This is a genomic window from Mesobacillus maritimus (assembly GCF_044803185.1).
Lineage (GTDB): Bacteria > Bacillota > Bacilli > Bacillales > Cytobacillaceae > Mesobacillus_B > Mesobacillus_B maritimus_B.
Genome location: NZ_CP085225.1, coordinates 1,095,582 through 1,117,021 on the forward strand (window position 1 = coordinate 1,095,582; position 21,440 = coordinate 1,117,021).

General features: G+C 40.0%; 19 protein-coding genes. All 19 read left to right on the plus strand.

Translation table 11 applies throughout. The annotated features are described in order from the left end of the window. The first annotated feature begins 106 nt into the window (after positions 1-106). The 19 genes from yfmF (at position 107) to LG336_RS05445 (ending at position 21,391) form a co-directional block, all read left to right on the plus strand. Positions 107-1,384 (plus strand): EF-P 5-aminopentanol modification-associated protein YfmF, encoded by a 1,278-nt coding sequence (gene yfmF, locus LG336_RS05355; protein ID WP_404331533.1) that lies wholly within the window; start codon positions 107-109, stop codon positions 1,382-1,384. Then, on the plus strand, positions 1,384-2,670 hold the full coding sequence (gene yfmH, locus LG336_RS05360) for an EF-P 5-aminopentanol modification-associated protein YfmH (protein ID WP_404331534.1): 1,287 nt from the start codon (positions 1,384-1,386) through the stop codon (positions 2,668-2,670). Before yfmF ends, yfmH begins: the two co-directional genes overlap by 1 nt. Before the next feature lie 53 nt (positions 2,671-2,723). Continuing rightward, a complete protein-coding gene (gene ymfI, locus LG336_RS05365; protein ID WP_404331535.1) occupies positions 2,724-3,446 on the plus strand; it encodes an elongation factor P 5-aminopentanone reductase in 723 nt (240 codons plus the stop codon). Positions 3,447-3,524: 78 nt separating this feature from the next. Further along, complete coding sequence (locus LG336_RS05370) at positions 3,525-3,776, plus strand: DUF3243 domain-containing protein (protein WP_404331536.1); 252 nt, start codon at positions 3,525-3,527, stop codon at positions 3,774-3,776. Positions 3,777-4,463: 687 nt separating this feature from the next. Next, positions 4,464-5,255, plus strand: coding sequence for a DUF3388 domain-containing protein (locus tag LG336_RS05375; protein WP_404331537.1), 792 nt, complete (start codon positions 4,464-4,466; stop codon positions 5,253-5,255). 20 nt (positions 5,256-5,275) lie between these two features. Then, positions 5,276-6,181, plus strand: a complete 906-nt coding sequence (locus LG336_RS05380; protein WP_404331539.1) for a helix-turn-helix domain-containing protein — start codon at positions 5,276-5,278, stop codon at positions 6,179-6,181. A gap of 109 nt (positions 6,182-6,290) precedes the next feature. Continuing rightward, the gene (pgsA, locus tag LG336_RS05385; RefSeq protein ID WP_404331540.1) at positions 6,291-6,869 is read left to right on the plus strand and encodes a CDP-diacylglycerol--glycerol-3-phosphate 3-phosphatidyltransferase; all 579 of its coding nucleotides are present in this window, start codon (positions 6,291-6,293) and stop codon (positions 6,867-6,869) included. Between the two features lie 77 nt (positions 6,870-6,946). Then, positions 6,947-8,185: a competence/damage-inducible protein A gene (locus LG336_RS05390; RefSeq protein WP_404331541.1), complete on the plus strand. Its 1,239-nt coding sequence runs from the start codon at positions 6,947-6,949 to the stop codon at positions 8,183-8,185. A gap of 352 nt (positions 8,186-8,537) precedes the next feature. After that, a complete protein-coding gene (gene recA, locus LG336_RS05395) occupies positions 8,538-9,578 on the plus strand; it encodes a recombinase RecA (protein WP_404331542.1) in 1,041 nt (346 codons plus the stop codon). A gap of 272 nt (positions 9,579-9,850) precedes the next feature. Then, positions 9,851-11,416 (plus strand): ribonuclease Y, encoded by a 1,566-nt coding sequence (gene rny / locus LG336_RS05400; protein WP_404331543.1) that lies wholly within the window; start codon positions 9,851-9,853, stop codon positions 11,414-11,416. Between the two features lie 117 nt (positions 11,417-11,533). Continuing rightward, entirely contained in the window at positions 11,534-12,331 is a 798-nt protein-coding gene (locus tag LG336_RS05405; protein WP_404331544.1) for a TIGR00282 family metallophosphoesterase, read from the plus strand. Between the two features lie 364 nt (positions 12,332-12,695). Further along, positions 12,696-12,956: a stage V sporulation protein SpoVS gene (gene spoVS / locus LG336_RS05410; protein WP_090742139.1), complete on the plus strand. Its 261-nt coding sequence runs from the start codon at positions 12,696-12,698 to the stop codon at positions 12,954-12,956. Between the two features lie 499 nt (positions 12,957-13,455). Beyond that, positions 13,456-15,192 carry a 2-oxoacid:acceptor oxidoreductase subunit alpha gene (locus LG336_RS05415; protein ID WP_404331545.1) on the plus strand — a complete coding sequence of 579 codons (1,737 nt, stop codon included), beginning with the start codon at positions 13,456-13,458 and terminating at the stop codon, positions 15,190-15,192. Further along, positions 15,193-16,059, plus strand: a complete 867-nt coding sequence (locus tag LG336_RS05420) for a 2-oxoacid:ferredoxin oxidoreductase subunit beta (RefSeq protein ID WP_404331546.1) — start codon at positions 15,193-15,195, stop codon at positions 16,057-16,059. Between the two features lie 898 nt (positions 16,060-16,957). Next, the gene (miaB, locus tag LG336_RS05425) at positions 16,958-18,502 is read left to right on the plus strand and encodes a tRNA (N6-isopentenyl adenosine(37)-C2)-methylthiotransferase MiaB (RefSeq protein ID WP_404331547.1); all 1,545 of its coding nucleotides are present in this window, start codon (positions 16,958-16,960) and stop codon (positions 18,500-18,502) included. Between the two features lies 1 nt (position 18,503). Further along, positions 18,504-18,932, plus strand: a complete 429-nt coding sequence (locus tag LG336_RS05430) for a RicAFT regulatory complex protein RicA family protein (protein WP_404331548.1) — start codon at positions 18,504-18,506, stop codon at positions 18,930-18,932. 215 nt (positions 18,933-19,147) lie between these two features. Then, positions 19,148-19,693: an outer spore coat protein CotE gene (locus tag LG336_RS05435; protein WP_404331549.1), complete on the plus strand. Its 546-nt coding sequence runs from the start codon at positions 19,148-19,150 to the stop codon at positions 19,691-19,693. A 116-nt stretch (positions 19,694-19,809) separates the two neighbouring features. Further along, positions 19,810-20,811, plus strand: a complete 1,002-nt coding sequence (locus LG336_RS05440; protein WP_404331453.1) for a transposase — start codon at positions 19,810-19,812, stop codon at positions 20,809-20,811. Between the two features lie 154 nt (positions 20,812-20,965). Next, positions 20,966-21,391 carry a hypothetical protein gene (locus tag LG336_RS05445; protein ID WP_404331454.1) on the plus strand — a complete coding sequence of 142 codons (426 nt, stop codon included), beginning with the start codon at positions 20,966-20,968 and terminating at the stop codon, positions 21,389-21,391. Positions 21,392-21,440: the final 49 nt, after the last annotated feature.

Consider the following 21,440-nt stretch of genomic DNA (forward strand, 5'->3'; position numbering starts at 1 on the left):
AATATAACCTACATGTGGAATACATAAGATGTAATAATGATTGTTAAGAATGTTCTAGGAAACAAAGTAGGATGATGTATGCCTGGAAACAAAAAGGAGGACCCTCATGGGAGTGATTTCAGAAACGATAAAGGAAATGCAAGGCTATAAGCTCCACGTCGTACAGACTGAAAAGTTCAAAACCAATACCATTGTGTGGAAAATGAAAGCACCTCTATCCAAAGATACCGTTACACAGCGTGCCCTTCTTCCACATGTATTGCAAAGCAGCACAGCAGGATTCCCGACAACGGCCAAGTTAAGGTCTTACTTGGATGACCTCTATGGTGCGAATATGTTTGTGGATGTCTCAAAAAAAGGTGAATATCAAATTATTTCCCTATCGATTGAAGTGGCGAATGAAAAGTTTCTTAGTGATTCCACACCACTTTTATCAAAGGCGTTAGAATTATTGTCTGAAATGATACGAAATCCACTTGCAGACAATGGTGCTTTTGACAGCGACACAGTGGATAAGGAAAAACGAACGTTAAAGCAACGCATTCAATCCGTCTATGACGATAAGATGAGGTATTCAAGCTTTAGACTCATACAAGAAATGTGTGCTGGTGAACCCTATGCACTCCCGGTTAATGGAGAGTTAGAGGATGTGGATAAAATTACAGCCACTACCCTTTACGAGTATTACCAAAAGGCATTTGCTGAAGATGAATTAGACCTTTATGTCATAGGCGATGTATCTCCAGAACAGGTGGCGACCACCGCCTCTAGCTTGTTTGAATTTGCAGACCGTACTCCAAAAGAAAGCAATTCTCTTAATGGTGCAAATCGGGAAGAGAAGACGATTAAAGAGAAACAGGATGTAAAACAAGGCAAACTAAATATTGGCTACCGCACAAATATAAGGTACGGTGATCGTGAATATTATGCCCTTCAACTTTTTAATGGGATTTATGGAGGCTTTTCTCATTCAAAACTTTTCTTAAATGTAAGGGAGAAAAATAGTCTAGCTTATTATGTTGCTAGCCGACTTGAGAGCCATAAAGGCTTGATGATGGTGATGTCAGGGGTAGAATTTGAAAACTTCGACCTTGCCGTTAAGATTATTAAGGAACAGATGGAAGCCATGAAATCAGGTGATTTTACAGATGAGGAAATAGACCAAACGAAGGCAGTGATTGAAAATCAATTGCTTGAAACCCTCGATACAGCTAGAGGAATGGTTGAACTTCTATATCACACTGTAGTTTCCAAAGTGGAAGTTTCCCTTGATGATTGGTTAAAAGGTATGCAAGAGACGACAAAGGATGAAGTCATCGCCGTTGCTAACAAGGTAAACCTTGATACCATTTACTTTTTAACCGGAATGGAGGCGGCGGAATAATGGAGAAAATTGCATTTGAACAGTTAAAGGAAGAGCTTTATTACGAGAAGCTAGAAAATGGCTTGGATGTTTATATCCTTCCGAAAAAGGGATTTAATAAAACATATGCTACTTTTACGACAAAATATGGGTCGATTGATAACCATTTTAAGTCGTTTGGAAAAGATGAATTTACAAAAGTGCCTGATGGAATAGCCCATTTCTTGGAACATAAGCTTTTTGAGAAGGAAGATGGTGACGTGTTTCAGCAATTCAGTCGCCAAGGTGCGTCTGCGAATGCGTTTACTTCCTTTACAAGAACAGCTTACCTATTTTCTAGTACTTCCCACGTCGAGAAAAATCTTGAGACATTAATGGATTTCGTCCAAGAACCTTATTTTACAGAGAAGACTGTCGAGAAAGAAAAGGGGATTATTGGCCAGGAAATTACGATGTATGATGATAATCCTGATTGGCGCCTGTATTATGGTGTAATTGAGAATATGTTTCAAAAGCATCCGGTTAAAATCGATATTGCCGGAACGAAGGAGTCCATCTCACATATTACCAAGGATATGCTTTATGAGTGCTATAACACGTTCTATCACCCGAGTAATATGTTGCTTTTTGTTGTCGGTGCCGTGGAACCAACACAAATCATGAAGCAAATCAAGGAAAATCAGGCTAAGAGAGACTATAGTGCTCAGCCTGAAATAGAAAGAATCTTTGAATCAGAAATCGAGGAAGTAGCCGAGAAAAAGCAAGTGTTGAAAATGAATGTTCAAACGCCTAAATGTATCGTTGGAATAAAGGCGCCTTCTTCCACGCTACAGGGCCAGGAAATGTTGAAAAAAGAGCTTTCCATCAACATCATGCTCGACATTTTATTTGGCAAAAGCTCAGTGGGATATACTGAGCTGTACAATGAAGGACTCATTGATGACTCCTTTTCCTACGATTTTAGCCAGGAGCAGGGATTTGGTTTTGCGATGGCCGGAGGGGATACAAAGGACCCTGAAAAGCTGGCAAACAGAATTACAGAAATCTTGAATGATGCAAAGGTGGGCACTATTTTTAATGATGATAATTTAATTAGGGCGAGAAAGAAAAAAATTGGAGCATTTTTACGAGCAATAAATTCACCTGAATACATCGCGAACCAATTTACACGATATGCATTTAATGATATGGATTTGTTTGAAGTTGTGCCCGTATTAGAAAGCATCACTGTTGACGACATAAAGAATGCAGCCTCAGACCTTATAGATGAAAAGCGTTTCACCGTATGCCAAGTGGTACCAAAATAATGGTAAGGAAGGGAGCACCGGCTGGTCGGTGCTCCCTTCATTAGGAGAGAAAGATGAAAAAGTTTATCTTAATTACAGGAGCTAGTGGGGCAATTGGTCAGGCAATCGCCTTAAAGCTTGCCAACAGGGGATATTCGTTATATCTACACTACAATCAAAATCAAGAAGCTATTCAAAATTTAATACATAATTTAGAAGCCTTTGATGGTGAGTACATTCCAATTATGGCGGATTTATCCCTGCCGAATGGATATCAGCAGCTTGCATCACAGGTATTCTCTTTGGACGGAATCGTCCATAACGCTGGTCACTCCTTATATGGGCTTCTTCAAGAGTTAGCTGAGGAGGATACAGCTAAGCTCCTCCAAGTTTCTGTCACGACGCCACTGTTATTAACTAAAGCATTAGTCCCTAAGCTAATAGCCAAAAAGGAAGGAGCCATTATCGTGGTTTCGTCCATCTGGGGACAGACAGGCGCGGCATTCGAGGTAGCCTACTCTACCGTTAAAGGTGCACAAATTTCCTTTGCAAAAGCATTAAGCAAAGAACTAGCTCCTTCAGGTATTAGAGTCAATGCAGTTGCACCAGGGGCAGTTGAGACGCCAATGCTTTCGGGCTTTTCTCCTGATGAGCTTTCAGCTGTTAGGGAGGAGATTCCATTATCCAGATTGGGTACACCTGGAGATATCGCCAATGGAGTTGATTTTTTACTTTCTGAAGAATCCAGCTATATTACAGGACATGTTCTAGCGATAAATGGGGGCTGGTATATTTAAAAATCCTTTTAGTTGATGAATATTTTCAAGGCTTCTAAAGCAAAATATCCATGAACACTTTAAAAGGAGGTTCAAAATATGTCTGTATTAGATAACTGGGGACAATGGAAAGATTTCTTAGGTAGCCGTTTGGATCAAGCGCAAAGCGAAGGCATGAACAATAATGTAATCTCCGATGTAGCTTATCAAGTTGGGGATTATCTAGCCAAAAATGTTGACCCGAAAAACGAGCAAGAGCGAGTACTTGCTGATCTTTGGTCTGTTGCAGATGAAAAAGAACAGCATGCAATTGCGAATTTAATGGTTAAGCTTGTTCAAAACAACGGATAACTAACGTTTAATCAAGTAGAGAGGGGCTTAGGCCTCTCTTTTTTATAGGCTCTTTTCTCAACTTTGTTGCTTTTGGACACAAAATAGGATGGGTTAAGCTTGTTTCACTGCAAGTAGCTTTTTGATTATGAAAAGAGTGTGCAAACTTACTATAACGTAGAAAATAGATTATCTTGCGTTAAAATCGGCTTTAGGTAGTAAAAATCGGCTTTAAGATTTTTACAATTTTAACAACAATCCTTACGAAAACAGCCTTTTTTATATTCCGGTTGGAGCGCGTAGGTAAGGTTTCTACCCTTTTTTTATACCATATGTTTTAAACTAGTTTTAACTCTTTATCGTTCACTCCTTTTTCTTTCATCTTCGTTCAAAATCATTTATTATAGAAGAAGTTACTTGTCAAAACTTGTCTCTGAAAAGAAGCGAGGCATTTACGTCTTTTTAAAGTTTTATAAAGGCTGTTTTCGTAAAGATTGTTGTTAAAATCATAAAGCCGATTTTAACGTAAGGTAAGGGATTTTTTACGTTATAGTAAGTTTGCAAGCTCTTTTCTATAATAAAAACCAATTTTGCAGTGAAAAGAAGCTTCATCCATCCTATTTTGTATTGAAAAACAACAAAGTTTTAGAAAAGAGCCTTTATAAAAGACGAAACAGGAAAACCTATATGAACTTTTGGAGGGTTTTGATGGAGAAGAAAGAATGGTATTTAGAATATGAAATCACAATTAACCGTCCTGGTTTGCTAGGAGACATCTCTTCATTACTCGGGATGCTTGCCATAAATATCGTGACCATTAATGGGATTGATCAAGGAAGACGCGGACTTTTAATTTTAGCTAAAAATGATGAACAAATCGTAAGACTCGAGTCAATTTTAAATACAATGGACACTATAAGAGTAATCAAGCTACGGGAACCGAAACTTCGTGACCGGATGGCTGTTCGTCATGGACGATACATAGAAAGGGATGCGGATGATAAAAAAACTTTTCGGTTTGTTCGTAGTGAGCTTGGACTCCTTGTTGATTTTATGGCAGAATTGTTTAAGCAAGAAGGCCATAAACTCATTGGCATTAGAGGGATGCCGAGGGTAGGGAAAACGGAATCGGTGGTTGCGGCGAGCGTGTGTGCAAATAAAAGGTGGTTATTTGTTTCCTCTACTCTCCTTAAGCAAACGATTCGGAATCAGTTAATTGAGGATGAATACAATGCTGACAACCTTTTTATACTAGATGGAATAGTTTCAACTAGAAGAGCAAATGAACGACATTGGCAGCTTGTCAGGGAAATAATGCGCATGCCGGCAGTAAAGGTAGTGGAGCACCCTGATATTTTTGTTCAAAACACAGAATACACAATGAACGACTTTGATTATATTATCGAGCTTCGTAATAATCAGGATGAAGAAATAACCTATGATATGGTCCAACAAAACCATTTGTTTACTGATTCAGATTTCGGAGGATTCGATTTTTAAATGTATTGGAAGGTGTTATCGTGACAGAATTAGGAGAACGCTTAAAGCAAGAAAGAGAAGCAAAAGGTCTAGGGCTTAATGAGCTCCAAGATATAACAAAGATTCAGAAACGCTACCTTTTAGGCATTGAAGAAGGCAATTACGCAATGATGCCAGGGAAATTCTATGTTCGAGCCTTTATCAAGCAATATGCAGAAGCTTTAGGGTTGGATCCGGACGAGATTTTCGAGCAATATAAAGAGGATATACCGACTACATACAACGACGATTTACCAGAGCAACTCTCTCGTGTTCAATCACGGAAAAGTATGTCACCTAGTTCATCAAAGGTTTTAGACTTGCTACCAAAATTATTAATCGGTGTATTCGTTATTGGGGCGATTGTGCTTGTTTGGTATTGGATGGTTCAAAGTGCTGGAGATGACACAAACGACTTAGAGAGTGAAGGAAATAATCCGGTGAATATTGAGGAGCCCAAAGTGGAGGAAGGGAACACCAATGACTCTGCTGGAGACGACGAAGGTGAAAACCCTGACGCAACGATTGATGAAACAGAGGATGAAGTGGAAGAGCCAGTAGAGGAACCAGAGGAGCCTGTTCAAGAGATAGCTGTTGTTGAGAACAACGGAAGTTCTACTGTCTATGACTTGAAAAATGCCGAGGCCTTTGAACTGAAGGTTGTTTCAACAGGATCTACTTGGGTAAGTGTTAAAAACGGTGCTGGAAAATCCTTCTTTGAGAAAACTCTGCAGAAGGAAGATAGTGAGACCGTTGATCTTACAAATGAAACAGAGGCCGTTATTCGCATTGGCTATGTACCAGCCACAGAGATTTACATTAATGGTGAAAAGCTAGAATACTCATTTACCGAGAGTGAGCTCAAGAAACCACAAAACATTACAATTCGTTATACGAAAAGCGAATAATAGTCATCGCAAGGTGGCTATTTTTTCTCTTTGACTAAATATTTAAAAGGGCATTATCTATGGCTTTATGAAAGACAGTTTTATATTTTTGTTTGTGGAGGAAAAACCAATGAATATACCTAATAAAATCACCATATCGCGTATTTTCCTTATACCCATCTTTCTAGTGGTGATGCTTGCTCCCTTCGACTGGGGAGAAGTATCCTTCTTAGGGGCTGTGATGCCGGTTACGCATTTAATCGGGGCATTAATTTTTATCTTTGCATCGGCAACGGATTGGGTGGATGGGTATTATGCCCGTAAATACAACCTTGTAACAAATCTTGGGAAGTTTCTAGACCCACTTGCGGATAAATTATTGATTGCTTCTGCCTTAATTGTATTAGTAGAGCTTCAACTTGCTCCTTCTTGGATTGTCATTATCATCATCTTTAGAGAATTTGCGGTTACAGGTTTACGGGCTATTCTAGCGGAGGGTGGAGAAGTAGTCGCGGCTAATATGCTTGGAAAGATCAAGACATGGGCTCAGATTGTTGCGATATCTGCCTTACTGTTACATAACATCATCTTTGAAGTGATTTCAGTTCCTTTTGATGATATCGCTCTATGGGTAGCGATGATTTTTACCATCTGGTCTGGCTTGGATTATTTTATTAAAAATAAAGCAGTGTTTATGAATTCGAAATAGGTTGTCGTGAATAGGGGTATTTTAGGCAGATATGGTCTAAGTTAATGATTGATTCACAACTAGGATGGAGGAAGTAAATGAATGCTGAAATCATTGCAGTCGGCTCAGAGCTACTGCTCGGACAAATTAACAACACAAACGCTAGATTTCTATCCGCACAGTTAGCTAGTGTTGGTGTGAATGTTTATTTTCATACTGTAGTAGGTGACAACCCTGTCAGACTTGAAAAAGTGTTAGAGGTGGCCAAGGGACGCTCTGATATAATTATACTAACCGGGGGTCTCGGACCAACAAAGGATGACCTCACGAAGGAAACGATTGCTCGACAGTTAGGTGTAGAGCTTGCGATAGATGAAGTGGCAATGAAATCAATCGAAGGCTACTTTAATAAAACAAATCGAACGATGACCGAGAACAATCGGAAACAAGCTCTTGTTCTTAAGGGAGCAGAAGTGTTGCAAAATGACCATGGCATGGCACCGGGAATGCTCTTTACCAAGGAGAATCACCATTATATGCTATTGCCGGGTCCGCCAAGTGAAATGGAACCGATGTTCACGAAATATGGTATTCCAGCGATAACAGCAAAGATGGGAGAACAAGCAAAGATAGTTTCAAGAGTCTTGCGTTTCTTTGGGATAGGAGAAGCGGCACTAGAAACAAAGCTAGAGGATCTCATTGAGAGCCAGAGCAATCCTACCATTGCTCCGCTCGCCTCAGAATCAGAAGTAACCATTCGGCTTACAGCGAGTCACGCTTCTGAAAAGACAGCGGCAAAGCTTATTGATGAGCTAGAAGAAAAAATATTGGCCCGTGTTGGGGAGTATTTTTATGGGTATGATGAAACTTCATTAATAAATGAAGTCTTTAAGCTTTTAAAAACGAAAGGTTTGACCATAGCGGCTGCTGAGAGCCTAACAGGTGGGCTATTCCAAGAACAGCTTACGAGTTTGTCAGGCGCAAGCAGTGTATTTAAAGGGGGCATCGTTTGTTATACAAATGAGGCCAAAGTCGAGATTGTGAAGGTCCGTAAAGAAACGATTTCCCAAGATGGCGCAGTTAGTGCTGCTTGTGCGAAGGAACTAGCAGAGAATGTTTCTAAACTTTTGGGAGCAGATGCGGGGATTAGCTTTACAGGCGTTGCAGGTCCAGATGAGCTTGAAGGCCATCCTGCTGGGACTGTTTTTGTAGCTATTCACGTAAAAGGAAAAGCAACGATTACTGAAAAACTACAGCTAGCTGGCACTAGGGAGATAAACCGAGTGAGGGCGGTCAAGCATGGTTGCCGACTGCTGATTAATAGTTTAAAAGAGTAGGCTGTGAAGTCCTCGTTCTAGTAAAAGGAACGAGGTCTTTTTTTGTGGTTATGGAATATATAAAAGTGCGACCTTTCCTCCCACTTGATTCATCTAAAAAACTTTTTGTCAATGAAACATAGAAAAGACATTTCTACTCGTCATATTAAGTGCTACTCGAGTGAAAATGCTCTCATAATCACTTTTTTAGCGAAACTTACCAGTCAAAAATAACGAATGGATGTTCGATTTTTTGCTCGACAAACAGCTGAAAAAAAGGTATAGTATGAGTAGTAATCGTTAGTAGTTTTTCGAATAAGAAATGGACGTTCCGTCTGAAGACTAGAACGTTTTTGCAAAGGGAGGAAATTGAGTGAGTGATCGTCAAGCTGCCTTAGATATGGCATTAAAACAAATAGAAAAGCAATTTGGTAAAGGCTCAGTTATGAAGTTAGGAGAACAATCGGATCGTAGAGTATCTACTAGTCCGAGTGGTTCGATTACGTTGGATGTAGCTTTAGGAATAGGTGGTTATCCACGCGGACGTGTAATTGAAATTTATGGACCTGAAAGTTCTGGTAAAACAACTGTATCACTTCATGCAATTGCAGAAGTACAAGCAGCAGGTGGTCAGGCTGCATTTATTGATGCAGAGCACGCACTAGACCCTGTTTACGCTCAAAAGTTAGGTGTTAACATTGATGAATTATTGCTTTCTCAGCCAGATACTGGGGAACAAGCACTAGAAATTGCAGAGGCACTTGTACGAAGCGGTGCGGTTGATATCATTGTTATTGACTCTGTTGCTGCTCTAGTTCCAAAAGCTGAAATCGAAGGTGAAATGGGAGACTCTCATATGGGACTTCAAGCAAGAATGATGTCCCAGGCTCTTCGTAAGCTGTCAGGTGCTATCAACAAATCCAATACAATTGCGATTTTCATCAACCAGATTCGTGAAAAGATTGGTGTTATGTTTGGAAATCCAGAGACAACTCCAGGGGGACGTGCGCTTAAATTCTATTCCAGTGTTCGTCTTGAAGTGCGCCGTGCTGAATCCTTAAAGCAAGGCAATGATATTGTAGGTAACAAAACAAAAATTAAAGTAGTTAAAAACAAGGTTGCGCCTCCTTTCCGTGTAGCGGAAGTGGATATTATGTACGGAGAGGGAATCTCTAGAGAGGGAGAAATCCTTGATATCGGTTCTGAACTTGATATCGTTCAAAAGAGTGGCTCTTGGTATTCTTATAATAATGAGCGGGTAGGTCAGGGACGCGAGAATGCGAAACAGTTCTTGAAGGAAAATCCGTCTGTTCGCCTTGAAATTCAACAAAAAATTCGTGATCACTATGGTCTTGATGGAGATAAGCCTCTAGTCGAATCCGATGAAGATCAGGAAGAATTAGAGCTTTCATAATTTCTAATTGAGGAAAAAAGCAAAGCTGATTCGGCTTTGCTTTTTCTTGCATATTGAAGGTTTGTTTAAAATTGGTAGGAAACTACAACACCAAGACTGACAACCCCTTGACAATAAAAATGGGAAAACATACAATTAAACATGTATAATTTTACTTTTCCTAGTAATAAAACGTTTAAAAGCCTTTGTGCTGTATGTTGATGTAATAAAACAATATACATGCCGACACTTTAAAAAACGTAACAAAAAAGTTCATAGCAAGAGGAGGTGAAATGATGGAATTTATATTACCAATCATCTCCATTTTGCTTGGCCTACTCGTCGGTGCAGTTGTTGGCTATTTTTATCGAAAATCCGTTGCAGAGGCAAAAATAGCAGGAGCCAGGAATGCGGCAGAACAGATTCTTGAAGATGCGAAGCGGGATGCGGAAGCATTAAAGAAGGAAGCCCTGCTTGAAGCAAAGGATGACATTCATAAGCTACGCACAGAAGCAGAACGTGAAGTGCGCGAGCGACGAAATGAACTGCAAAAACAAGAAAATCGTTTACTGCAAAAGGAGGAGAATCTTGACCGGAAGGACGAATCGTTAAATAAACGGGAAATTCTTTTGGAGAAGAAAGACGACTCTCTGACCCAAAGACAACAGCATATTGAACAGATGCAAAGCAAAGTGGACGAAATGGTGCGTGTGCAACAAGCCGAGTTAGAACGAATCTCGAGCTTAACGCGTGATGAGGCAAAATCCATCATTTTAGAACGTACTGAGCAGGAGTTAGCTCATGACATTGCAGTCATGATTAAAGAAAGTGAAAACAGAGCGAAGGAAGAGTCCGACAAGAAGGCGAAGGAATTATTATCCCTAGCCATTCAGCGTTGCGCTGCAGACCATGTTGCTGAAACAACGGTTTCCGTTGTGAATCTTCCAAATGATGAAATGAAAGGTCGCATCATTGGACGTGAAGGACGGAATATCCGGACATTAGAGACGCTGACAGGAATCGATTTAATTATCGATGATACGCCAGAAGCAGTCATTCTTTCCGGGTTTGACCCGATTCGCCGAGAAACGGCACGATTAGCACTTGATAAACTTGTTCAGGATGGCAGGATTCACCCTGCAAGAATTGAGGAAATGGTCGAAAAAGCGCGTCGTGAAGTCGATGAACATATTCGTGAAGTCGGAGAACAGACGACGTTTGAAGTGGGTGTACATGGTCTTCACCCAGATTTAATAAAGATACTTGGGCGATTAAAGTATCGTACAAGCTACGGTCAAAATGTTCTCAAACACTCTATGGAGGTTGCACAGCTTTCAGGGTTGCTAGCAGCTGAATTAGGGGAGGACGAAACCTTAGCAAGGCGTGCAGGGCTTCTGCATGATATTGGCAAGGCGATTGACCATGAAGTAGAAGGTAGTCATGTAGAAATTGGTGTTGAACTGGCAACGAAGTATAAGGAACACCGTGTTGTCATTAACAGTATCGCTTCTCACCATGGCGATTCAGAACCAACTTCTGTCATCGCTGTACTAGTTGCTGCTGCTGATGCCTTGTCAGCTGCAAGACCAGGCGCTCGTAGTGAGGCACTAGAAAACTATATCCGCCGTTTGGAACGATTAGAAGAAATCTCAGAATCCTTTGAAGGTGTTGAGAAATCCTTCGCGATTCAGGCTGGTCGTGAGATTCGTATTATGGTTAAACCTGATTTAATTGATGATCTTCAAGCTCATCGCCTAGCTCGAGACATTAGGAAAAACATCGAGGAAGAACTCGATTATCCTGGCCATATAAAGGTTACAGTCATTCGAGAAACAAGGGCGGTTGAATACGCAAAATAAAGCGGTGCATATGCACCGCTTTTTATGTTGAATAGATAAAAAGTATAAAAATAGGGAATATCATGAGTGTGCTACAATTGTACTAGATAAAAAAATTATGTTGGGAATGGAATAACCATGAAAATATTATTTATCGGCGATGTTGTCGGATCACCAGGTCGGGATATGATAAAGGAATATCTCCCGAAACTTAAGGAAAAATATCGTCCGACGATTACCATTATAAATGGTGAAAATGCAGCAAGCGGAAAAGGGATTAACGAAAAAATTTATCGTCAGTTTTTAGAGATGGGGGCACAAGTTGTTACCCTAGGAAATCACGCATGGGACAAAAAGGAAATCTTTGATTTTATTGATAAGGCTAAGTATCTTGTACGACCAGCTAATTTTCCTAGTGAAGTTCCTGGGACAGGAATTGTTTATTTAAAAGTGAATCAAGACGAGGTCGCTGTTATTAATCTTCAGGGAAGAACCTTTTTACCAGCCATTGACTGCCCTTTTAAAAAGGCCGACGAGTTAATTGCTGAAGCAAGGAAGCGTACATCCATCATATTTGTGGACTTCCATGCCGAAGTAACCAGTGAAAAACAGGCGATGGGGTGGTATCTCGATGGACGGGTAACTGCAGTAGTTGGAACCCATACTCACGTTCAAACCGCAGATGAGCGAATTCTACCGGGAGGGACTGCCTATTTAACAGATGCAGGAATGACAGGTCCTTATGATGGGATTCTAGGGGTGGACAGGGATGCAGTTATAAAAAGGTTTTTAACCTCATTACCGGTTCGTTTCGAGGTCAGCACTAGTGGACGAACACAATTATCTGGCGTCGTAATCGATGTAGATAAGAAAACAGGGCGTGCTTCAAAGATTCAACGAATACGAATCAATGATGATCAGCCACATTTTAGCTAAAGGCTGTTTTCGTAAAGATTGTTGTTAAAATTGTAAAAATCTTAAAGTCGATTTTTACTACTTAAAGCCGATTTTAACGCAGAAAAAGCTTTTTTGTGCGTTGAAAATTAAGTTTTCAAGCTCTTTTCTCATAAACTAAAGCTATCTTTCAATGAAACATAGCTGTAAATTTCTTTTTAAGCTCTGAAAGCAACAGAGTTTGAGAAAAGAGCTTAGCTAAAAAAAGAAACAGCTCCTCCTTTTTTTAACAGCTCGGTTATATACTTGGAACTTCCCGAATATAGTAGCAGTGGAACAACTTACCCTAAAGTAGTGAATTATAGGGCATTCAGGTTTTGGGGGATTAAATAAGGAGGAGCTAGGAATGGAAATATTAAAAGTTTCAGCAAAATCTAACCCTAATTCTGTAGCTGGTGCGCTTGCAGGGGTTCTGCGTGAAAGAGGAAATGCAGAAATCCAGGCAATCGGTGCGGGTGCATTGAATCAGGCCGTGAAGGCAGTAGCTATCGCAAGAGGATTTGTAGCGCCTAGCGGAGTTGATCTGATTTGCATCCCAGCATTTACCGATATCCTGATAGATGGAGAGGAACGTACCGCTATAAAACTGATTATCGAACCGAGATAATGAGGGGGCTTAAGGAACATTATTTTTCATTATGGTACAAGGTTTGACACCTACAAAGGCATCTTGTCTGAAACAGAATATAATTGGAAAATCCATCTGTCTGCTTAGGCCGACAGATGGATTTTTTTGTTGATGATTTGGCATAAATATACAAATTATATTATTTTAGGATAAGAGAGAAGAAGCATCAGATTTTTTATGTACGCGGGCAATCATTGTAAAATCAAGGATTTTATGCTTAAAAGTGGTAAGGGCTGTCGTTTTGAATTAATAAAACTAAAAAATAAAAAAATATTCATATTTTGTTCAATATTTAGTCTTAAAGGGTTGCTTTTTTTCCAGCTAAGGTCTAGAATTGAAAGCGTTTAGTACCCCTCCAAGTTGTTAATTTTATAGTAAAAGCTAAAGCGTTATTTCTAGTGAATTACTTGGAAAAGTGCTAAAATTATTAATGGAATAGAATTACATATTTTTTAACGTACCTAAAGGGGTGTAGGAGATGATCAATCAACTTTCATGGAAAGTTGGAGGACAGCAAGGCGAAGGAATTGAAAGTACCGGAGAAATTTTTGCAATTGCCCTAAACCGATTGGGCTATTATTTATATGGTTATCGTCACTTTTCTTCACGTATTAAAGGTGGCCATACGAATAACAAAATTCGTGTTAGTACGACACAAGTTCGTTCTATTTCCGATGATTTGGACATCCTTGTAGCATTTGACCAAGAGACCATTGATGTGAATTATAAAGAGCTTCATAGTAATGGTGTCATAATGGCTGATGCGAAATTTGGACCAACAAAACCGGAAGATACTGAAGCATCATTGTATGCGGTTCCATTCACGGAGATTGCTACTGAACTTGGCACGTCCCTAATGAAGAACATGGTTGCAATTGGAGCAACAAGTGCAGTTCTAGACTTAGATATTCAAGTATTCGAAGAAGTCGTACAAGAAATCTTTGGACGCAAAGGCCAACAAGTGGTCGAAAAGAATATGGAAGCCATTAAAGCTGGCTATGAATATATGAAAGAACAATTAGGCTCAAAGGTCGGTGCCATGGAGCTTGAAAAAGCAGATGGCCAAAAGCGTTTATTCATGATTGGGAACGACGCAATCGCAATGGGTGCGCTTGCTGGGGGATGTCGATTTATGGCTGCTTACCCAATTACACCAGCGTCTGAGATTATGGAATATTTAATTAAGAAACTACCAGCAGTTGGTGGGGCGGTTATTCAAACGGAAGATGAGATCGCAGCAGCAACAATGGCGATTGGCGCAAACTATGGTGGTGTGCGTGCAATAACAGCTTCAGCTGGTCCTGGTCTTTCCTTAAAGATGGAAGCAATTGGTCTTTCAGGAATTACGGAAACACCATTAGTAATTGTTGACACACAGCGTGGAGGCCCATCTACTGGACTTCCAACTAAGCAAGAGCAATCTGACTTGATGGCAATGATTTATGGTACACATGGAGAAATCCCAAAGATTGTTATGGCACCTAGTACCGTACAAGAGGCTTTCTATGACACTGCAGAAGCTTTCAATCTAGCAGAGGAATATCAATGCCCAGTCATCATCTTATCTGACCTGCAGCTTTCTCTTGGAAAGCAAACAGTAGAACCACTAGATTTTAGTAAGGTAGAAATTCGCAGAGGTAAGCTTCAAACTAGTGAACTACCTGAGCTTGACAGCAAAGCTTACTTTAAGCGCTACGAAGTAACAGAAGATGGGGTTTCCCCACGTACGATTCCTGGAATGAAGAATGGTATCCATCATGTTACGGGTGTAGAGCATGAGGAAACAGGTAAACCTTCTGAGTCAGCGGCTAACCGTATCGCACAGATGGATAAGCGTTTCCGTAAGATCGATAATCTTAAATTCAATACGCCAGTCCATAAGAACGCTCCGCATGAGGAAGCAGATTTGTTAATCGTTGGTTTTAACTCAACAAGAGGTGCAATTGAGGAGGCAATGGGACGATTAGAGCAGGATGGTGTGAAAGTAAACCATGCTCAAGTTCGCTTAATCCACCCATTCCCAGTTGACGACATCTTGCCACTTGTGAAATCGGCTAAGAAAATTGCTGTTATTGAAAACAACGCGACAGGTCAGCTAGCGAATATTCTAAAAATGAACGTCGGCCATGCCGAAAAGGTTCATAAAGTGCTGAAATATGATGGAAATCCATTTTTGCCGCACGAAATTCACTCGAAATGCAAGGAGTTGTTCTAAATGGCTACATTTAAAGACTTTCGAAACAATGTAAAACCTAACTGGTGCCCTGGTTGTGGCGATTTCTCAGTTCAGGCAGCCATGCAGCGTGCTGCAGCGAACGTTGGACTAGAGCCTGAGCAATTGGCCGTTGTTTCCGGAATCGGCTGTTCTGGGCGTATTTCAGGATATATTAACTCATACGGTTTCCATGGAATTCACGGAAGATCGCTCCCAATCGCTCAAGGTGTTAAAATGGCAAACCGCGATTTAACGGTCATTGCCTCTGGTGGAGACGGAGATGGATTCGCAATTGGGATGGGGCATACCATTCATGCAATTCGCCGTAACATCGATATTACTTATATCGTAATGGACAACCAAATCTATGGTTTAACAAAGGGACAAACATCCCCACGTTCAGCTGCTGGCTTCAAAACAAAGTCAACACCTGCTGGTTCGATTGAACAAGCGATTTCCCCGATGGAAATGGCACTTACAGCTGGTGCAACCTTTGTCGCACAAAGCTTTTCAACTGACCTAAAAGATTTGACTGCTTTAATCGAAGCAGGGATTAAACATAAAGGTTTCTCTTTGATTAACGTATTTAGCCCATGTGTTACTTATAATAAGGTAAATACGTATGATTGGTTCAAAGAGAATCTTACAAAGCTTAGTGATATTGAGGGATATGATCCTTCAAATCGCGAAGATGCAATGCAAACCTTGATGAAGCATGATGGACTTGTAACTGGTTTAATCTACCAGAATACAGAACGTCAATCATACCAAGAGTTATTAAGTGGATTTTCCGAAAAACCACTTACTGAAGCAGACTTAACACTTGATCAAGAATACTTTGATAAGCTAACTGCAGAGTTTGTTTAATTAAAGGAAACCCCAACCATGTTGTTGGGGTTTTTTCTATGGAAAAGGATCCGGTCACGAAAATGGATTCATGAAGCCTGTTTCGTCTGAAGAGAATGAGATTCGGTCACCATAAAGGGTTCATGGCGCCCGTTTTATGAGAAGAGCACTAGATTTGGTCACCATAAAGGCTTCATGAAGCCTGTTTCGTCTGAAGAGAATGAGATTCGGTCATCATGAAGGATTCATGGCGCCCGTTTTATGAGAGGAGCACTAGATTTGGTCACCATAAAGGATTCATGAAGCCCGTTTCGTCTGAAAAGAATGAGATTTGGTCATCATGAAGAATTCATGGCGCCCGTTTTATGAGAAGAGCACTAGATTTGGTCACCATAAAGGGTTCATGAAGCCCGTTTCGTCTGAAAAGAATGAGATTCAGTCATCATGAAGAATTCATGGCGCCCGTTTTATGAGAAGAGCACTAGATTTGGTCACCATAAAGGGTTCATGGCGCCCGTTTTATGAGAAGAGCACTAGATTTGGTCACCATAAAGGCTTCATGAAGCCCGTTTCGTCTGAAGAGAATGAGATCCGGTCACCATGAAGGATCCATGGCGCATGTTGCGTATGAAGAGCACTAGATTCGGTTACCATGGACGAATCATGAATCTATTTCCTCTGAATAATCTTTGTAGTATTTCTCATAATGCTCCATGGTAATTATTGTTCTTGGTTACAGTTTGTTATTTTACTATAATGTAAGATAGTATAGTTTTTTGAGAAGATAACAGTACTTAGCGCTAGAACAGTGACATATGATATTGTTTGTGAGTCCTATAACCGTTATAATTACTTATTGTATGTTAATATCTTTAAAAACTTTCATTTTTTTATTTTAAGGAAAGAAAGGAGAAACAATATGAATGAAAACCAACGCCTAGAAGGCCAGCAAGTTCAAACGGCTAATCCTTCGGACAAAAAATCCGATAAGGACTACAGCAAGTACTTTGAAACGGTTTTTGTGCCACCTTCCTTAAAGGATGCAAAAAAACGTGGCAAAGAAGAGGTTAAGTACCATGATGATTTCCAAATTTCCGAGGAATTCCGCGGAATGGGAAAAGGTAGAAAGTTCTATATTCGGACATACGGCTGCCAGATGAATGAACATGATACAGAGGTAATGGCTGGGATCTTTATGGCCTTAGGTTATGAACCAACGGATTCGGTTGATGATGCCAACGTCATTCTTTTGAATACATGTGCGATTCGTGAAAATGCTGAAAATAAGGTGTTTGGCGAGCTTGGTCATTTGAAGCATTTGAAAACTGAAAAACCTGATTTGCTTTTAGGAGTATGTGGATGTATGTCACAGGAAGAATCCGTAGTAAATAAAATCCTCAAGACATATAACCAAGTAGATATCATTTTTGGTACTCATAATATCCACCGTTTGCCAAATATCCTACAAGAAGCCTATATGTCGAAGGAAATGGTTGTTGAGGTATGGTCAAAGGAAGGGGATGTCATTGAAAACCTTCCTAAAGTCCGCCGTGGAAAAATAAAAGGCTGGGTCAACATCATGTATGGCTGTGATAAATTCTGTACGTACTGTATTGTTCCGTTTACTCGTGGGAAAGAACGCAGTCGCCGCCCAGATGAAATTATCCAGGAAGTTCGTGAACTAGCAGCTCAAGGGTATCAAGAAATTACTTTGCTTGGACAAAACGTGAATGCTTATGGAAAAGATTTCGATGACCGTAAATATGGCCTTGGTGATTTAATGGACGAGATTCGCCACATTGGGATTCCACGTATTCGCTTTACAACTAGCCATCCACGGGATTTTGATGATCATTTAATTGAAGTTCTAGCTAAAGGCGGCAACTTAATGGATCATATTCATCTTCCGGTTCAATCAGGTTCGACAGATGTCCTGAAAATTATGGCACGTAAATATACCCGTGAGCAATATCTAGAGCTCGTAAGTAAAATTAAAGCAGCCATTCCGAATGTTTCGTTAACAACCGATATTATTGTCGGGTACCCGAATGAAACAGAGGAGCAGTTTGAAGAAACTTTATCCTTATATAGGGAAGTAGGCTTTGAAGCTGCTTATACATTTATCTACTCTCCACGAGAAGGTACACCAGCAGCGAAAATGCAGGATAATGTACCGATGGAGGTTAAAAAAGAGCGTCTTCAACGGTTGAATGCCCTTGTTAATGAACTTTCTGCGAAAGCAATGGAAAAGTACAAAGGTCAAACATTAGAAGTTCTTGTTGAAGGGGAAAGCAAGAACAACCCTGATGTCCTGGCTGGCTATACAAATAAAAGTAAGCTAGTAAACTTCGTCGGACCAAAAACAGCAATTGGTAAAATTGTGAAAGTGAAGATTACAGATGCAAAGACTTGGTCTTTAAATGGGGAAATGGTCGAAGAACTACAATCAGCTGAGGTGAAATAGGATGGCAAAATACAATAAAGACGATATTATCGCTCAAGCACAACAGCTTGCAAAAATGGTTGCAGAAACAGAAGAAGTGGATTTCTTTAAGCGTGCGGAAGCACAAATTCATAGCAATGAAAAGGTCAGCATGCTGATTTCTTCTATTAAGGGCTTGCAAAAGCAAGCCGTAAACTTTCAACACTACGGGAAGCCTGAAGCCCTTAAAAAAACCGAAGATAAAATTGCTAAGCTTGAAGCAGAATTAGACGCAATTCCAGTGGTTCAACAGTTTAAAGAATCACAAATTGAAGTCAACGATTTATTGCAAATTATTGCCTCAACAATCTCGAACACCGTGACAGATGAAATCCTTACCTCAACTGGTGGAGACGTCCTACGCGGCCAAACAGGCGCAGAACTAGCCAAAGGCTCAAGCTGCAGCCATTAAATTCTATAAGGTGTCAGGTCCTTCCAGTTAATGGTTAGCGCCTGACACCTTATTTTTTTCTCCTTTCTGAGCCCTTTAAGAACCTTTCATCGTGTTGGGCATATCATGTTGTATGCCTTTGATAATCCTTGGGATTTAGATAAAAATCACCTCGCACACTAGTCTACTGTCCCGCATAGGATGAATTGAAACTGATTGAGGAGGGTTCGCTCGCAATGGGAGAATACAGAGAGATTATCACGAAAGCCGTCGTAGCGAAGGGACGTAAATTTACACAGTCCAATCATACGATTTGCCCACCACATGATCCAAGTAGTATTCTTGGCTGCTGGGTCATCAACCACAAATATAAGGCGAAAAAGTCCGGAAAAACAGTTGAAGTCAATGGTTCTTATGATATAAACTGTTGGTACTCTTTTGATGATAATACAAGAACAGAAGTTGTTACTGAAAAAGTGACATATTGTGATGTCATCAAATTAAAGTACCGTGACCCGGATTGCATCGATGATCATGAAGTACTCGTTCAAGTCCTTCAACAGCCAAACTGCATCGAAGCAGTCATTTCACCAAATGGTAACAAGATTATTGTCCATGTCGAAAGAGAATTCATGACTGAAGTGATTGGTGAAACAAAGGTATGCGTGGCCATCAATCCTGATGGTTGTGAAGACTGTGATGATGAATGGGGCCTTGAAGTCGAGGACGAAGAGTTTGAAGACTTAAATCCTGATTTCCTATTAGGAACAGAAGAAGAATAGGCACGAACTAGGAAGGTAGTACTTCCTAGTTTTTTTTTTCTTACACGGAATAAACAACACCAACAGTGATAATGAGTTATAATAGATTTATAAATTATATAGGTTGGTGTTTATTTATGCGTACTAAAAACCGGTTAAATCCAATCGAGTCTATCTATTATAGTCCTGAAATTATAAATTGCCCTAACTGCGGCACGAAATTAACTTATTGTCATCCTGTTTGGCGAAAAACCATCTCTACTCTAAAAGGGGAATTTAAAGTTATCAATCTGGGTTATCGCTGTGAAAATAACGCTTGTGAAAACAATACTGTTTACCGTTCTGCAGAAGCAGAACGGCTTAGTATGAAACACATCACCTATGGCATGGATGTCATTGCACACATTGGACACTTGCGCTTCAAAGAACATAAAACCCGTTCGGAAATCGCCACTATCCTGTCTGAGAAGCAGGTGAAAATATCTGAAAGGCAAGTTCAAAAACTGTACGAACGATACGCCTTACTTCTTAGATCAGCAATTCAGGATAATATGAAAGATACTCTGAACGAAGTGGTTGAACAAAACGGTGGTCTTATCTTATCCATTGATGGTGTTCAACCTGAAAAAGGAAATGAAACATTGTATGTCATACGAGAGGTCTTAAGTGGCACCATTTTGGCAGCACACAATTTAAAGAGCAGCGCCTCTCAAGAATTGATTGGAATCATTCAACCAATCCTTGATTGGGGATACCCTATCATAGGTTTTATCAGTGATGGCCAACAGTCGATCCGTTTAGCAATTGAGAAAATAGCACCTGACATTCCTTATCAATATTGTCAGTTCCATTACTTCAAAGATATCGCGAAACCATTGGTAGAAAAGGACCGAAAGTTAAAGACAAACATCAAAAAGAAGTTAAGGGGAATCCGAGAAATCGAAAGAAAAATAGAAGAATCACCTTCAGGATTGGAAGAAGAAATCGCGAGTGATTATGTCGCAGCGATTCGATCCGTCCTTTTGGAAGATGGAAAGCCACCGTTTGAATTGCCAGGTACCCGAGTTTTTGAGCGAACAAAATCAATCAAGGACTCGATTGAAAAATGCCTGGATAAAAAAGGGGACTCCTCTACTTAAAAAGTTGTTCAGAATAGTCAGTAATGTTGATAACTATAAAACGGATTATCAGCTCATAAAACGATGGGACCGACGTTTTAAACGGATTGCCACAATCATGGAACCTTCTGAAAATAAATCAAGTTCTTGGGTTGAATCTAGGTTGAGAAGATATTTGATCCAAATAGAAAAAGAACTAAACCGTGAAGATGATTTAGCCTTTGTGGACAATCTGATGAGATATAGTAAAGGATTTTGGAAAGGTCTCTTTACATTTTATGATTTCCCACTCTTGCCAAGGACAAATAATGATCTTGAACTTTTCTTTAGAAGAACAAAGGTAAGGCATCGTAGGATTACAGGTAGCCGAACTTGGAATCGTTACATTGTTCGTCATGGCGAAAATATCGTATTCGTTGAAAATGTTAAAAATGAGCAGGATGGACTGCAAAAGATTAAGAGTGCCACCTATTCTGCTTATAAAAAGGAATCCAAAAAATGGGATAGTAGAATATATGAGCACACAAAACAGAGACGGTTTAAACAGGACCCAGATGCATATTTAAACATTATTGAAAGCAAATGGAAACGGCACAACTAACCAATTGTGTTAGTTATGCCGCGTAAGTTTTTTTTTGCATAAATTTCGC